We start from the raw sequence: 16,062 nt of genomic DNA on the forward strand, positions 1-16,062 counted from the left end.
ACAGGAACCAGTCACGGTAGAGTAAATAATGAACTGGACTTTTTTTCACAAACTGGGATCACCCAAATGGTTTTACGAGATCAGTGGCAAGTGGTTGCCCTGGTTGGCCATTCTGGCAGCCCTGTTGATGGCCACCGGCTTGATCTGGGGTCTGATGTTTGCGCCACCGGACTATCTGCAAGGCAATAGTTACCGGATCATATTTATCCACGTTCCTACCGCCTTTCTGGCTTCTGCTATCTACGTGATGATGGCCTGTGCAGGGGTTGTCACTCTGGTATGGAAAATGAAGCTGGCTGACATGGTACTGAAGTGCTGTGCACCCATCGGGGCTTCATTCTGCCTGATGGCTCTGGTAACCGGTGCTATCTGGGGCAAGCCGACCTGGGGTACCTGGTGGGTTTGGGACGCCAGGCTGACCTCTATGTTGATTCTGCTGTTCCTCTACATGGGTGTCATCGCTCTTCGTGGTGCTATGAGGAACACCAATACTGCGGCAAAAGCCTGTGCCATTCTGACTCTGGTTGGGGTGATCAATATCCCGGTCATCAAATTTTCAGTCCAGTGGTGGAATACCCTTCATCAGGGCGCCACGCTCAAGTTGACTGAAAAGCCGTCCATGGCACCTGAGATGCTTTGGCCTCTGCTGATCAGTATTGCGGCTTTTTATCTGTTTTTTATCGTCGTCCTTATTCTCCGTTTGCGAACTGAAATACTGGACCGTGAGCGCCGAACCAAATGGGTTCACAAGACCGTATTGGCCAAACTGGAGAACTGAAAACTATGTATTTTGAAAGTCTGGCCAGTTTGATACACATGGATGGTCACGGTGTTTTTGTTTGGGCGGCCTACGGCATTGGTGTACTGATCATTGCCTACAACATAATTTCTCCGTTGCGGGCCAGAAAGCGGATCCTTTCCCAGGTTCTGCGTCAGGTGCGCAGCAGCCGGTCCAGAGACCGGAGCTTAACAGCGAACAGGCGCCAAAGCTTGACAGCTGACAGAAAGCAAAAAATGACAATAACCCGTCAGCGGGAAGACAGAGTCAACATTGAAGATCAAGGTGTCCGGGAGGGAGAAGTGGAATGAATCCAGTTCGCAAACAACGCTTATTATTAGTGCTTTTATTGGTGGCCGGCGTCGGTATTGCTGTGGCTCTTGCTCTGTTTGCCCTGAAGGAAAACATCAACCATTACTTTTCTCCAGCCCAGATGGCCAGAGGCGAAGCGCCCGTCGGTCAGAGGATCCGTGGTGGCGGTATCGTCGTTCCGGGTTCGGTCATACGTGATCCGAACAGCCTGAAAGCCAGATTCCGAATCAGTGATGGCGATGGCGAAGTGGAAGTGGAATATACCGGAATCCTGCCAGACCTTTTCAAAGAAGGTCAGGGCATTGTCGGAACCGGCAAACTGGATGAAAACCGTCGTTTTGTAGCCGAGGAGCTGTTAGCCAAGCATGATGAAAACTATATGCCTCCGGAAGTACAGAAGGCCATCGACAAAGCTCATGGTTCGAAGTCAGGCAATCCGTCAGATAAGCCTGATGGCGCCCCGTCATACCCACAGGAGAGTCAACAGCACCTTGAGAGCCTTCACTCTCAGGCATCGGAGAGCAAGTAATGAATCCTGAACTGGGGCTGTTTGCCCTGATACTGGCAACCTGTCTGGCTCTGCTGCAAAGTATTATCCCACTGGCAGGTAGCTACAATGGCCGACTGAACTGGATGGCTACCGGTAAAACGCTGGCAACAGGTCAGTTTGTTTTTGTCCTGTTGTCGTTCATGTGTCTGGTAGTTGCTTTTCTTTCGGATGACTTTTCGGTTCAGTACGTAGCCAGCAACTCGAACTCCCTGTTGCCTGTTTACTACAAGGTCACTGCCGTCTGGGGTGGCCATGAAGGTTCTCTGTTGCTCTGGGTTCTGACCCTGACCGGTTGGGGACAGGCGGTTGCTCTGCGCAGTAATAAACTGCCTCCGGAACTGTCTGCAAGAGTGTTATCGGTCATGGGTATGATCAGCGTTGGCTTTATGCTGTTTATCCTGCTGACCTCAAACCCGTTCGCCCGTATTCTGCCATTTCCTCCTGCCGACGGTTCTGATCTGAACCCGCTGCTGCAGGATCTGGGTATGATTGTGCATCCGCCCATGTTGTATATGGGCTATGTTGGTTTTGCGGTCGCTTTTGCCTTTGCTATTGCGGCATTGCTCGGTGGCCAGCTGGACAGCGCCTGGGCACGCTGGGCTCGCCCCTGGACAACTGTGGCATGGTGTTTCCTGACAGCAGGTATTTCCCTCGGTAGCTGGTGGGCCTATTACGAGCTGGGCTGGGGTGGCTGGTGGTTCTGGGACCCTGTGGAAAATGCTTCCCTGATGCCATGGCTGACGGGTACGGCACTGATTCACTCTTTGGCAGTGACTGAAAAACGCGGGCTGTTCAAGAGCTGGACACTGCTGCTGGCGATCACCACATTTTCCCTGAGTCTGTTCGGTACTTTCCTGGTTCGTTCCGGTGTGCTGACCTCGGTTCACGCCTTTGCCAACGATCCTGAGCGTGGTCTCTTTATTCTGGGCTATCTGCTGGTGGTGGTGGGTGCTTCCCTGACCCTGTTTGCATTCAGGGCACCGGAAGTGAGAAGTAAAATCAGTTTCTCCCTGCTTTCCCGTGAAACCCTGCTGTTGCTGAATAACATTATTCTGGTGACCAGCTGCGCCACGGTACTGCTGGGTACTATGTTCCCACTGCTGCTGGATGCCTTGGATCTGGGCATGATTTCTGTAGGCCCTCCCTACTTTAATCTGCTGTTTGTTCCTCTCGCCATGCTGCTGGCTGCCTGTCTGGGTATCGGTATTCTGCTGAACTGGAAAAAAGGCTCCGTCAGCTGGCTGAAACAGCAGGTGCGCTGGATTCTTATTGTCTCTGTGATCGGCGGCGTCGCATTCAGCTTCCTGTACGGAGATCGCTTCCGGGTGAGTGAAGCGCTGGCGATTGGGCTTGTCCTCTGGATGGTACTCACCATTGGCAAGGATGTACGTAATAAAACCCGTAATACCGGTCTGCTGAGAGGACTGACAAAGCTCAAGCCAGCCTACTATGGCATGCAGCTGGCACACTTGGGTCTGGCGGTTACCTTTATTGGTGTGGCACTGACGTCTGGTTACAGTGTTCAAAAAGATCTGCGAATGAGTCCGGGTGACTCTGCCCAGGTCGGCGAATACGTCTTCCGGTTTGATGGTGTGAGTCAGCGTCAGGGGCCTAACTATGTAGCGGACTACGGCACTATAAGTGTCTTTGAAGATGAGAAGAAAATAGCTGTCCTCGAACCGGAAAAGCGTATTTATACCGTGCAGAACATGCCGATGACTGATGCGGATATTGATCCGGGCTTAACCCGTGATCTCTATGTCGCCCTGGGCGAGCCACTGGGTGGCGATAGTTGGGCAGTCCGTCTCCACGTTAAGCCTTATGTTCGTTTCATCTGGCTGGGTTCGATCTTTATGGCTCTGGGTGGTTTGTTGGCGATTTCTGACAAGCGATATCGTGTCCGTCTCAGGAACAGGAAAGAGGCTTTACTGGGTAACAAAAAGCCCTCCCGGGATTCAGGTAAGGATGTGGCCATCACGACAGGAGGTCAGGCGTGAAGCGTTGGAAACTGTTTCTACCATTAGGTTTCTTTCTGACGTTCTGTGTGCTGCTTTATATCGGTTTGTTCATGGAAGATAAAAGTGAACTGCCTTCTATGCTGCTGAATAAACCTGTTCCGGAATTCAGCCTCAAAAAGCTGAAGCAGCCTGAAGAGAGCGTTACTGAAGCAGCGTTGAAAGGCAAGGTTCTGCTGCTGAATGTCTGGGGTTCATGGTGTCCGGCCTGTAAGGTTGAGCACCCTTACCTGGTAAAGCTTGCCCGGGAAGGCATCAATATTGTTGGCGTCAACTACAAGGATGAGCGTCAGGATGCTCTGAAGTGGCTGGATCGCCTCGAAGATCCTTACCTTTTTAACATTGTTGATAAGGATGGCAGGCTGGGTCTGGACCTGGGTGTTTACGGTGCACCGGAAACCTTTCTGATCGACAAAAAGGGTGTGATTCGCCACAAGCACATCGGGATTATTGATAACCGGGTCTGGAAGGAAGATCTCAAGCCTCGTTACGACGCCCTGCAGAAGGAGTTAGTGCAATGACTCACGACTATTTGTTCAGGCACTCATCGCTGCTGAAATCTGCAAGTGTCACTCTATCTTTCAGACTCATAGTGGCGCTGTTTGTCGCGGTGCTGGTCAGCCCGGGCGCCTTCGCCGGGGTCATTGATAACTACCAGTTTGATTCTCCCCGGCAGCAGGAGCAGTTTTTCCGTCTGAACGAAGAACTGCGCTGCCCTCAATGTCAGAATCAGTCTATTGCTGATTCCAATGCGCCTATTGCTCAGGATCTGCGTCGTGAAGTTCACCGTATGATTGTTGAAGAGAAGGCTGATGATGACACCGTTATCCAGTTTATGCTGGATCGGTACGGTGACTTTGTACTCTACAAGCCCCGAATGGATGCCCGCACCATCGCCCTCTGGTTTGGTCCTCTGATTCTGCTGTTGCTGGGCATTTTCATACTGTTCAGAATCCTGAAACAGCATCGTCCCGGGATCGAAGATGAAACGCTGGACGAGCAGGACAAAGCCGTGCTGGAAAAGATACTGGGTGGTAAAGATAAATGACGCAGTTCTGGATAATCGCTTCCATTTTAACTCTCATGGGTATGGCTCTCGTAGTTGTGCCACTGTGGCTCCGCAGTCGACGCAGTGCGGATCAGGGTGTTTCTGACAAGGCTTCCAATATTGCTTATTTCAAGGAGCAGGAAGCCGAACTGAAAAAGCAGCTGGATCAGGGTTTGCTGACACCGGAAGATGCTGAACAGATTCGCACTGAGCTGGAAAAGAAGCTGCTGGAGGATGTGGCTGATAAGAAAGAGAAGCTCAGTTACACCGGCAGTAGTAACAAAGGCCTGGCTCTGTTTCTGGCCTTCCTGATTCCAGCCATGGCTGTGCCCGTTTACCTTTACCTCGGTTCACAGACAGAACTGTCTGTCGTTGAGATGATGAACCGGGATGTGCCCCATGAAGAGATGATCTCTACCCTGGAAGCCTGGAGTGACAAGCGACCTGACAATGCCCAGGTCTGGTATATGCTGGCAAGTGGTTACATGGCCAGGGGTGAGGTTAATAAGGCGATTGACGCTTATAAGAAGCTGTACACCGTCACCGAAGGCAGTCCTCAGGCGGCGGCCCAACTGGCTCAGGTGCTGTTCCTGGCGAACCGCAACCAGATCAATGGTGAGGTGCGTGGCCTCTATCAGGATGCACTGAGCAAGGATGAAAGCAACACCACGGCATTAGGGCTCAAGGGTATTGATGCTTTTGAGCAGGAAGACTTCCAGCAGGCAGTTCAGGCCTGGACCAAAGCCCTCTCTTTTGAAAATGATATGGCTGCCCGACAGTCCTTGTCTGCCGGTATTACCAAAGCACGCAAGCTGATGGGTGAAACGGTTGCAGAATTGCGGATCAATGTCGAGTTGGCGCCTGAACTCAGTGACCTTCCTGGCAAAGCCAGAGTCATTGTTTTTGCCCGTGAGAGCGGTGCCAAAAAGCCCCCTATTGCTGCTGTTCCTCTGCAGGTCAGTGACCTTCCCAAAGAGGTGATACTGGACGATAACGCCGCCATGATGATGGGCTCAGGCAGCCTGTCGGATTCAGAAAGTCTGGATGTGGTGGCTCGTATTACACTTTCAGGCGATGTGGCTCAGGCTGATTATCAGGCTGAGGTGCGTGATGTGAAAATCAAGGATAACGGCGTCATCCAGCTGCGGATTGCACCTGCCAGCTGATCTTGCTGCCCTTCTAAATTCTTTAAATTTGCTGCCTCGTTGACTGACCGGGCAGCGTTATTTTTCTTTCTGTTCACCTCGTTCCATTTCTACCTCTTCGTGCCTGTTCAATGTGATTCAGTCTCTGATGACCGGCTCAATGTTAGGAAAGGTCATTTTCCAGGAGGGCATGGTCTGTGGTCCGGGAGAGGACTGATAGTCCATCCGTCGGTCATGTTTCATCCTGTATTGGTTGTGATTGATGCGGTTCTGGCGGCTGATGCCAGATTCTTCCTCAGTCAATACCGGAGCGGGGCGCTGGTCGTTATAGAAGCTGTCATCCTGAACCATTGGTTCGGTGACACAGCCTGCTAAAAGGCTGCACAGTATGATTGTTGTTGTCGGTAAGAGCAGTAGTTTTGTCATAGTGAGTGTTTTCCTGTCTTGTATTTATTAAGAGTGATAGGCAATTATAGACGTTGTTATCAAAGGGGCACGTTCAAAAAAAAAATAAGACACCCAAAAAAAACCATAAAAAATAAAACACCCATTGAATAAAACATTTAAAAACTGTATCCCCAAAAAAGGATCTGAAAACCTATCTTCGAATAGCTTATCACCGAGCCACACAACAGGATTCGACGAACAGAGGCTGCTCAAGCCATGATTCAGACAGTACAAACCTATTCCGACTTAAAGTCGAGGAAGGATAAAGAGAAAGTGTTTAATTCCTTAACTGACTTCTACGCTAACCTGTCAGGTACAAACGACTGCAGGCGTTTAACCCTCGAAGCCACTTCTGTCCAACTTCAAGTGCAAAGGCCTTCATCGCTTCCAGACGGCCAACTGCCCGATAAAAACGATTATTCCATTGCATGGTTTTCAGCCACTCATCCGGATCAATGTCCAATCTTTCAAGAATAGGAGGGGTACACGACGGGATGGAACCTTTCTTATCTGTCCTGACAACGCGGCCACTCCAGTCAACCAGTTCCAGATAGTCGTGAAGAAGGTAGGGAAGGGCAACGTCCGTATCCTGTCCTTGTAAACAGAAAGGTTTCAGGGTCAGCGGCTGCCTTTTGGTTTCAGAATGTTCAATCTGCTCCACTCGTTCCTGAATCGACGTGTAGTCTGATTCTTCCGGTGTTTCTACCTTTCCAGCCCGAATCGGATTCAAGTCAACGTAGGTCATGCAGGTCAGTAACGCTGCTTCGTCCAGCAATGCCTGGCTTTTAAAGCGTCCTTCCCAGAAGCGTCCTTTACACTGGTCTTCTTTATTAGCCTCACGAGCAAGATGTTCATTCAGGCAGCGCATAAACCAGCTGATATCCATTAAACGACGTCGGTATTCCTCAGCATATTCATCGATACGGGCCAACTCAGCACTGCCCAGTTTGTCAGCGGCCAGATGCCTTTGCACCAGAAGCGGGCCTGCGAACAAGGTCGTCCAACGATGAAGCACTTCATTCCGTGACCAGCCTCTGGCAGATGACTGATTGATGTGCAAAACCACATGATAATGATTCGACATGACAGCGTAAGCGCAGACTTCGATAGCAAAGACTGAAACCAGTTCCCGGAGTTTATCCACCACCCACTGGCGGCGATGCTCGTAGTTCTTGCTAGTCAGGTGGTTCTCTCCGCAGAGGTAAGCCTGACGAACACATCTTGCCATACAGTGGTAATAAGGCGTTGAGCCGGGGTCAATCAGAGTATTGCGAGCTTGGGCCATGAACTCACCTGTTTGGGAAAAAAATCAATCGTAGGTGAAAAGTAGACCAGGTGGATGGTAAAGCAAATTTATGGGTGTCTTTTTTTTTTTTTTCTCGGAACCAAATTAATTAACTTCTGTCAAAACATACGATCAAATTCTGTGGCGCCAAGGTCTGTCCAGAGAATTCACTATCAAGCTGGCATTTAATGGTTTGCAGATCCCGCAGATGACTTGTCCGCACTTTAACTGAAAAAACTTTCATGGAGGAATTAATCATGATAAATCCAAACTCAACTCATCCAGTTGATCGTTATCAAAATAGCCAACCTGCTGAAGCAGGTAATAATTGCCCTATATGCAAAAAAGTGTTTGGCAGAAATGTGACTGTCACTGCTTGTTGTTCAAAAAAAATTGACACTGGCTGTTTGCGACAGGCGTTTCAAGCTACTCCACTGGAGGCAAGGCTTAAATGCCCATTATGCAAAGCCAGGCAGCCTGATTCAGCGCAATCAGAACCTTCATTAGTCAGCGCAGGGGCGCAGCGAAACATACTAGGTTCCCTTAACGAGCCTCAGGGTGCCTGTTTGTCACAATCGGCCTCAGGAGGTTTTTCCGCTGCTCAAATAGCAGAGATGCCGACACTTCACGGAGGACAGATTTATACTCTGCCTAACGGAGGACAGATTTATGCTCTGCCTACTCAGGGGATGAGACAAAAGTGTATTCAGGGCAACAGTCGAAGGCAGACGGACGAAACCTGGGCACTGAGAAACGATCTGGTAAAGGCTTTGAATAATGGGTTGTGGGATGAAGTATATCGTTTGCAACGCATTATCCGGGAGACCGGGGCAAGGCAGACGGACAGAATGCCCTCGGTAAGGCTGACGCAAGACGCCAAGCTGGCACTGAGTCACAAGCTGATAGAGGCTGTGCATAATGGCTTGTGGGATAACGCAGATCTTTTACAGCAGGTTATCAAGAGCACCGGGGCATGGCTGACGTACGACGACCAGCAGGCACTGGCTAACAAGCTGATGGAGGCTGTGAATAATGAGTCTTGGGATATCGCAGATCGTTTACAGCAGATTTTTAAAGGCACCTGGGCAATACTGCCGAACGACGACATGAAGGCACTGAGCCACAAGCTGATAGAGGCTGTGAATAATGGATCGTGGGAAAACGCATATAATTTGCTAGGCATTATCCAGGGCACCATGACAAGGCTGACAGACGACGACCAGCGTGCACTGATTAACATGTTGATAGAGGCTGTGAATAATGGCTTATGGGAAAGAGCATTTAGTCTTCAACGCATTATTCAGGGCACCGGGGCAAGGTTGATGGACAATGGCACCATGGCAAGGCTGACGGACGACGACCAGCGGGCACTGAGTAATATGCTGATAGAGGCTGTGCAAAATGGGTTGTGGGATGACGCAAATAGTTTTCAAGGCATTATCCAGAGCACCGGGGCAAGGCCGACAGACGACGACCAGCGGACACTGAGTAACATGCTGATAGAGGCTGTGAATAATGAGTCCTGGGATAAGGCTCATAAAATTCAATGCATTTTCGAGGGCATCGGAGCAAGGCTGATGGACGATGGCAAGGTGACAAGGCTGACGTACGAAGCTCAGCAGGCACTGAGTGACAAGTTGATTGAGGCCCTGGAAAATGAGTCTTTGGATAAAGCAGATAGTTTCCAGAAGATTATTAAGAGCAGCGGAGCAAGGACGACGTACAAAGTTCGTGATCTAGTGGAACTTAAGCTGGTTCAAACCATAACAAATAGTCATTTGAGAGGAAACACATCGCGAATGGAAGGCATTATGCGCGGCATCGGGATGAATATCCCTCCATCAGTCGAGCGGGCTATACGTATCATGTTTTATGGGACTCGTAGAGCAATGTTCGACTATTAGCAAAATTGCCGTAAGCTTTCGCCAAATCGAGGGGGTTGCATAAGTAGTAAGCAAAGCTGATAAAAGGCAAAAAGTGTCGAGAAAATGCAGTTTACAGGGATTGACTGAGCATATGAGCCACTTTTTAAAGCAGTATCCGCTTTGCTTGCTATTTTTGCGACAGTCTCGTTAGGGCGGCTGGCATCAATCCCGTATTAGCTTTAATACCTTGGTTACGGAACTAAATTAATTAACTGCTGTCAAAAACATAGGATCAAATTAAGTGGCGCTAAGGTCTGCCAGGAGAATTCACTATCAAGCTGGTATTTAATAGTTTGCAGATCCCGCAGATGACTTCTTCGCACTTTAACTGAAAAAACTTTCATGTAGGAATTAATCATGATAAATCCAAACTCCACTAACCCATTTGATCATTCTCAAAATAGCCAACCTGCTGAAGCAGGTAATAGCTGCCCTATATGCAAAATAGTGTTTGGCAGAGATGTGACCGTCACCGCTTGTTGTTCGAAAAAAATTGATACAGCCTATTTGCTACAGGCGCTTCAAGCTACTCCACTGGAGGTAAGGCTAAGATGCCCATTGTGCAACGCCGGGCAGCTTGATTCAGCGCAATCAGAACCTTTCTCAGTTAGCGTCGGGGCGCAACGGAACATACCAGGTTCGCTTAACGAGCCTCTGATTGCCTGTTCCTCACAATCGGCCTCTGGTAATTTTTCCGCTACCCAAAAAGCAGAGACAACAACAAGTCATGAAAGACAGATGGATACCCTGCCTCCTACGGAACTTCAACAAGACAGTGTTCAGGGCACCAGTGCAAGCCTGACGGAAGACGATTATTGGGCACTGATTAGCAATCTGACAGAGGCTCTGAATAATGGGTTATGGGATAAGGCATATAACATTCAACGCGCTATTCAGGACACTGGAATAAAGCTGAAGCCCAATTACATCTGGGTGGAGCATGACGCTAAACTGGCACTGGGTAACATGCTCATAGAGGCCGTGGATACTGGGTTTTGGGAGAAGGCAGATCTTTTACAGCAGATTTTTAAGAGCACCGGGGCAACGCCGAGGTACGACGTCCAGAAGGCACTGGGTAACAGGCTGATAGAGGCTGTGAATAATGAGTTGTGGGATGAAGCAGATAGTTTGCGGTGCATTATCCAGGGCTCCGGTGCAAAGCTGAGCATCGATGTCCAGAAGGCACTATGTAACAGGCTGATAGAGGCTGTGAATAATGGGTTGTGGGATAAAGCATACAGTTTGCAATGCATTATCCAGGACACCATGGTAAGGATGCCGAACAATTTTAGGGATGCACTGTGTAACAAGCTCATTGAGGCCGTGGATGATAAGTCCTGGGATAAAGCGGATATTTTACGGCAGATTATTAAGGGCACCAGGGCCATACCGCAGTTCGAACACGAGCGGGCTCTGGGTAATAAGCTGATGGAGGCTGTGAATAATGGGTTGTGGGATGAAGTATATAGCTTGCAACGCATTATCCAGGACACCGGGGCACGGCCGACGGGCAAAATTCTCTGGGTAAGGCCGACGCACGAAGCCGAGCGGGCACTGAGTAACATGCTGATAGAGGCTTTGAATAATGGGTCGTGGGATAACGCAGATCTTTTACAGCAGGTTATTAAAAGCATCGGGGCAAGTCTGACGGACGCCGATGAACGGATACTGAGTCACAAGCTGATAGAGGCTGTGAATAAAGGGTTGTGGGATAACACAGATAGAATTCAACGCATTTTCCAGGGCACCGGGGCGAGGCTGTCGGATGACGACCAGCAGGCACTGGCTAACAAACTGATGGAGGCGTTGAATAATGAGTCTTGGGATATCGCAGATCGTTTACAGCAGATTTTTAAAGGCACCTGGACAATACTGCCGAACGACGACATGAAGGCACTGAGTCACAAGCTGATAGAGGCTGTGAATAATGGATCGTGGGAAAACGCATATAATTTGCAAAGCATTATACAGGGCACCATGACAAGGCTGACGGACGACGACCAGCGGGTACTGATTAACATGTTGATAGAGGCTGTGAACAATGGGTTATGGGAGAGAGCATTTAGTTTGCAACGCATTATCCAGGGCGCCGGGGCAAGGTTGATGGACGATGGCACCATGGCAAGGCTGGCGGACGACGCCCAGCGGGCACTGAGTAACAAGCTGATAGAGGCTGTGCAAAATGGGTCGTGGGATGACGCAAATAGTTTTCAAGGCATTATGCAGAGCACCGGGGCAAGGTTGATGGACGATGACACCGTGGCAAGGCTGACGGACGACGACCAGCGGGTACTCAGTGACAAGCTGGTTGGGGCTGTGCTAAAGAGGTTGTGGGATAAGGCAGACAGTTTTCAAGGCATTATCCAGATCACCGGGGCAAGGCTGACAGACGACGACCAGCGGGCACTGAGTGACATGCGGGTACAGGCTATGTATAACGATTCCTGGGATAACGCAGATAGAATTCGATGCATTCTGGAGAGCATCGGAGCAGGGCCGATGGACGATGGCAAGGCTGATGCTCGGAGCTCAGCAGGCACTGAGTGACAAGCTGATAGAGGCCTTGGATAATGAGTCTTGGGATAAAGCAGATATTTTCCAGAAGATTATCAAGAGCAGCGGAGCAAGGACGGCGTACAAAGTTCGTGATCTACTGGAATTTAAGGTGTTACGAAGCTTAACGATTATTCAGTTAAGAGAAAAGTTTGGCAGAAATGTGACTGTCATTCGCTGTTGACGGTATAAAACTTAAACGGTTAGCTGCTGGTCGGGACAACGAAAAGCTTGAGGGATTATTAAGTTTCATAGTACTTATTTGGTGCTTAAGCCCTAATAAGGAGTGAGTATTTTTTAAAGGAGTTTTAATTATGTTTCCTGCACAGTCAAGGATCTTTATTCCGGTTCGACCTTTACCATCAGTATCCCAAAATTCTATCAAAAAATTGGATGTCAAGAATGATAAGGGTGACACTGAGTTCAGTATTGATCTGGATGAAATGCATGCTCGGGCCAGCCAAGAGAGTTATCTGGTTTGGGCAGGAATTGTCAGCGATAAAGCTGATCAAATAAATCATTTTGAAATAACGGTGGCCAGGGGTGAGTCAGTTTTTCTGAAGTTTCAGCCAGAGTCAGGGTATGATTGCAAGTTTCGTATGACTGCCATCAGGCACCGGGATGTGAAAATATTTCTGGTCAACGACTACACCGATAAGCGAGTGATAAAGGCTTCCAGGATAGTTGGCGAACATGGGCAAGATAAAATATTTGTTCTGGCTGATGAGGTGCCAGATTACGCTGAAAGATTACGAAGTTTTCACCCCTTGTTACCTTACATCCAAGGCGCTGACGTAAAGGAATTAATAAGCCGTCTGGCACTAAAGGGGTTTTATCTTAAAGATGGTTTTGTCCGCTGTAATGGCTGTGAATACCGTAAAACCTTGAAGGAGTTTACCGATTATATGGACTCCTCAGGGAGTTATCTGGCATCAATGAAATCAATGCTGGCTGTTCTTCAGACCCTATTGGGCAAAAGCGATGGTGAACACGATGATGACAATTGTTATCTGGCCAAAACGGATAAGAAAACATTTCTCCGTGTCAGTTACCCGCTAGATCCCAAAGTCGATGGTGGGTACAGTGAACAGGGGCACTACCTTGTCTGCCAGGCTGGTCGCAAAAATTACATCGAGTGCCCAAGCTATACCGAACGGTGGCCATACAAGAAACTGAAAGAAATTTATGCAGAGCATCCGCAAAAGAAGTACCGTGATCGTTTCCTCAATCACGATAGTCAATCTTTTCTGTTTACAACAACGGTTCCAAAATCGGCAATGCTGTCTCAGGATGATTTAATTTATGAGGCTTCGCAGATTAAAACCGATCTTGATGGGTTGCGACAGAAGTATAATGATTTTCAGCGCTTGGTGGATCAGTTATCGGATCATAATCCAGGGTTAGCCAAAGCATTAAATTTGCCTGCGATACAAAGCCTTTTATCCCCTAAAATTGGCATGCTTTTTTCCAGAATCATCTTCAAAATCGGCGAGAAATCGGCCAAAAACCTGTCGTGTCATGATAAACAGGGCTTGCGCCATTTGCTTGATCAATTGCTGACATTTATCGAACATCAAGGTGGTGATGTTGGCGATAAAGGCTTTAAGTGTCTCGGTATATACGCCGATGAAAACGATGCTGAAAAAGCTGCCTGCAGGGAATTTTCAGCACTGTCAGGGCAAAGCGAAATATCACCAATGCAGCAGCAGTGGCAGGAGCTTAAAACAGGGTTTGCCCAGGCTATTACCCCCACAATACTGAGCCCTTTGCTTAAGATACTCACTACCGACGGGATGGGTGATCACGTCATGAGTAAAATCTTTGGCATCAGTGTGGACCCTGTTTCACCGCCTTTGGTGCCAGCCCTTGCATCCCGGATGTCCGTGCGAAGACGCAAGGCATCGTGAGGGACCGCTCATGCATATTCGGGGTCAATTCCGCGAGAAGCCAAGGTCAGCAAGCGGATCACTGAAAGGTGTCGCTCAGAAAATCAAAAAGGTTTTATTCTCTTTTCACGCGCCTGAGCAAATAGTAAAGAAGAACAAGATCTGGCGGTCCAGCAGTCATTGTTGATATGCAGTCCCGAACCATCGCTCAGTGACACAGCCTGCTAACAGGCTGCAAGCATTATTGTTGTGGATACGAGCGGTAGTTTCCTCATCGTGGTTGTTCTCCAGATCTTAAATGAGAGGGAGTTTGATGCTCTTCCACGGGCAGACCGAAATGGAACTTTCCTGAAGACTGGTGGTCAAATACCAGGTTTAAACAATTTTGCAGGGAAGTATTAATAATGGATAACTTAAAGCCAGGTAACTCAGTTAATCATTCTCAAAACAGACAGCCTGCTGAAGCGAACGGCAGGTGCTGTATATGTCAGCGCGTGTTTGGCAGAGCTGTGACACTCATTCCATGTTGTAACAATAAAATTCACAGAGATTGTATGCAGAAGTTGTTTCAACATACTCCACTTGAGGCAAGGTCAACCTGCCCGCTATGTAGAAAAAACTTGCCTGAGTTAACAGAAATATTGGGTCCTGAACCCGGTGATCAGGGCACTGGGGCAAGGGGGATGCAAGAAGCCCCCGAAGAACTGAGTTATGAGCTGACAGAGGCCCTGATTAATGGGGATTGGGATGAAGTAGATCGTTTAGTAAGCATTATTCGGGATGCCAAGGTAAGTCTCACGAACGAACCCCGGCAGGTACTGGGTAACATGCTGATAGGGGCCCGGAAACGTTGGGATTGGGGTAGTGTAAGTTGTTTACTGGGCATTATTCAGGACACTGAGACAAGTCTGCTGGACGACGACCAGCAGGTACTGAGCAACATGCTGTTAGAGAGCCTGAAAACCAGGCGTTGGACTGATGCGAATGGTTTGCTACGCATTATCCGTGATGCCAGGGCAAGTGTGACGGACTACGTCAGGCAGGAAATGAGTAACATGCTTATAAAGAGCCAGAATTATGGTGATTGTCATGGAGCATCTCGTTTAAAAAGTATTCTGGGCATTATTGAGTGTTCCGAGACAAGTCCGACTGACGACGCCCGGCGGGAACTCGAAGAAGCACAGGTGGACTTACCCGATTCCTGTAACGAGCCGACGGATACTCATTCCTCACAAATGGCTTCTGCCAGTGTCTCCGACGCGACTACTCAAAGAGCAGAGACAATAACAAATCAGGAAAGGCCGGTTGATACCCTGCTGCCTCAGGGAACACAACAACTCAGTGATCAGGGCACTGGGGCAAGGGGGATGCAAGAAGCCCCCGAAGAACTAAGTTATGAGCTGACAGAGGCCCTGATTAATAGGGATTGGGATGAAGTAGATCGTTTAGTACGCATTATTCGGGATGCCAGGGTAAGTCTCACGAACGGCCTCCAGCAGGTATTGGGTAACATGCTGATAGAGGCCCGGAAGCGTTGGGATTGGGATAGTGTAGGTCGTTTTCTGGGCATTATTCAGGACACTGAGACAAGTCTGCTGGACGACGACCAGCAGGTACTGAGCAACATGCTGTTAGAGAGCCTGAAAACCAGGCGTTGGACTGATGCGAATGGTTTGCTACGGATTATCCGGGATGCAAGGGCAAGTGTGACGGACTACGTCAGGCAGGAAATGAGTAACATGCTGATAAAGAGCCAGAATTATGGTGATTGTCATGGCACATCTTGTTTAAGAAGTATTCTGGGCATTATTGAGTGTTCCGAGACAAGTCCGACTGACGACGCCCAGCGAGGCACACAGGCACATGAAAAATAAAAAAAAGACACCCATTAAAGCCTCGTCAGAGGTACATGACACCCATAAACACCCATAAATAAAAAAAAAAAAAATAAGACACCCATTAAATAATTAAGACATCTAAAAACTGTATTCCTAAAAAAGGATCTAAAAACCTATCTTCGAATAGTCTATCAGCGAGCCATACAGAAGCATCCCACGAACAGAGGCTGCTCAGGCCATGATTCAGACAACACAAACTTATTCCAACTTAAAGTCGAGG

At 48.7% G+C, this 16,062-nt stretch carries 13 protein-coding genes; 11 read left to right on the plus strand and 2 right to left on the minus strand.

All coding sequences use genetic code 11. The features are described from left to right. The first annotated feature begins 28 nt into the window (after positions 1 to 28). The 7 genes from ACOMG9_RS08000 to ccmI are packed head-to-tail and all read left to right on the plus strand — an operon-like array spanning position 29 to position 5,869. Positions 29 to 778, plus strand: coding sequence for a heme ABC transporter permease (locus ACOMG9_RS08000; protein WP_448216529.1), 750 nt, complete (start codon positions 29 to 31; stop codon positions 776 to 778). Between the two features lie 5 nt (positions 779 to 783). Further along, complete coding sequence (gene ccmD, locus ACOMG9_RS08005; RefSeq protein WP_448216530.1) at positions 784 to 1,089, plus strand: heme exporter protein CcmD; 306 nt, start codon at positions 784 to 786, stop codon at positions 1,087 to 1,089. Continuing rightward, entirely contained in the window at positions 1,086 to 1,619 is a 534-nt protein-coding gene (gene ccmE, locus ACOMG9_RS08010; RefSeq protein WP_494530050.1) for a cytochrome c maturation protein CcmE, read from the plus strand. The genes ccmD and ccmE overlap by 4 nt, the downstream gene beginning before the upstream one ends. Continuing rightward, a complete protein-coding gene (locus ACOMG9_RS08015) occupies positions 1,619 to 3,637 on the plus strand; it encodes a heme lyase CcmF/NrfE family subunit (protein ID WP_494530051.1) in 2,019 nt (672 codons plus the stop codon). The genes ccmE and ACOMG9_RS08015 overlap by 1 nt, the downstream gene beginning before the upstream one ends. Further along, on the plus strand, positions 3,634 to 4,176 hold the full coding sequence (locus tag ACOMG9_RS08020) for a DsbE family thiol:disulfide interchange protein (RefSeq protein WP_494530052.1): 543 nt from the start codon (positions 3,634 to 3,636) through the stop codon (positions 4,174 to 4,176). Before ACOMG9_RS08015 ends, ACOMG9_RS08020 begins: the two co-directional genes overlap by 4 nt. Then, a complete protein-coding gene (locus tag ACOMG9_RS08025) occupies positions 4,173 to 4,703 on the plus strand; it encodes a cytochrome c-type biogenesis protein (protein ID WP_494530053.1) in 531 nt (176 codons plus the stop codon). The genes ACOMG9_RS08020 and ACOMG9_RS08025 overlap by 4 nt, the downstream gene beginning before the upstream one ends. Further along, positions 4,700 to 5,869, plus strand: coding sequence for a c-type cytochrome biogenesis protein CcmI (ccmI, locus tag ACOMG9_RS08030; RefSeq protein WP_494530054.1), 1,170 nt, complete (start codon positions 4,700 to 4,702; stop codon positions 5,867 to 5,869). The genes ACOMG9_RS08025 and ccmI overlap by 4 nt, the downstream gene beginning before the upstream one ends. A 117-nt stretch (positions 5,870 to 5,986) precedes the next feature. Here the strand turns inward: ccmI and ACOMG9_RS08035 are convergent, their stop codons facing one another. Together ACOMG9_RS08035 and ACOMG9_RS08040 are read right to left on the minus strand one after the other, a co-directional pair. After that, positions 5,987 to 6,274: a hypothetical protein gene (locus ACOMG9_RS08035; protein WP_448216534.1), complete on the minus strand. Its 288-nt coding sequence runs from the start codon at positions 6,272 to 6,274 to the stop codon at positions 5,987 to 5,989. Between the two features lie 322 nt (positions 6,275 to 6,596). Beyond that, entirely contained in the window at positions 6,597 to 7,580 is a 984-nt protein-coding gene (locus ACOMG9_RS08040) for a transposase (RefSeq protein WP_494530055.1), read from the minus strand. A 566-nt stretch (positions 7,581 to 8,146) separates the two neighbouring features. Between ACOMG9_RS08040 and ACOMG9_RS08045 the strand changes: the two genes are divergently transcribed. The 4 genes from ACOMG9_RS08045 to ACOMG9_RS08060 all read left to right on the plus strand — a co-directional run bounded on the left by ACOMG9_RS08045 (position 8,147) and on the right by ACOMG9_RS08060 (position 15,818). Next, positions 8,147 to 9,484 carry a hypothetical protein gene (locus ACOMG9_RS08045; RefSeq protein WP_494530056.1) on the plus strand — a complete coding sequence of 446 codons (1,338 nt, stop codon included), beginning with the start codon at positions 8,147 to 8,149 and terminating at the stop codon, positions 9,482 to 9,484. Between the two features lie 378 nt (positions 9,485 to 9,862). Beyond that, positions 9,863 to 12,052, plus strand: coding sequence for an RING finger protein (locus ACOMG9_RS08050; protein WP_494530057.1), 2,190 nt, complete (start codon positions 9,863 to 9,865; stop codon positions 12,050 to 12,052). A 320-nt stretch (positions 12,053 to 12,372) separates the two neighbouring features. Beyond that, a complete protein-coding gene (locus ACOMG9_RS08055) occupies positions 12,373 to 13,965 on the plus strand; it encodes a hypothetical protein (protein ID WP_494530058.1) in 1,593 nt (530 codons plus the stop codon). Positions 13,966 to 14,498: 533 nt separating this feature from the next. Further along, the gene (locus tag ACOMG9_RS08060; RefSeq protein ID WP_494530059.1) at positions 14,499 to 15,818 is read left to right on the plus strand and encodes a hypothetical protein; all 1,320 of its coding nucleotides are present in this window, start codon (positions 14,499 to 14,501) and stop codon (positions 15,816 to 15,818) included. The last annotated feature ends 244 nt before the right edge of the window (positions 15,819 to 16,062 follow it).

Source organism: Endozoicomonas sp. PH6C, from assembly GCF_059322965.1.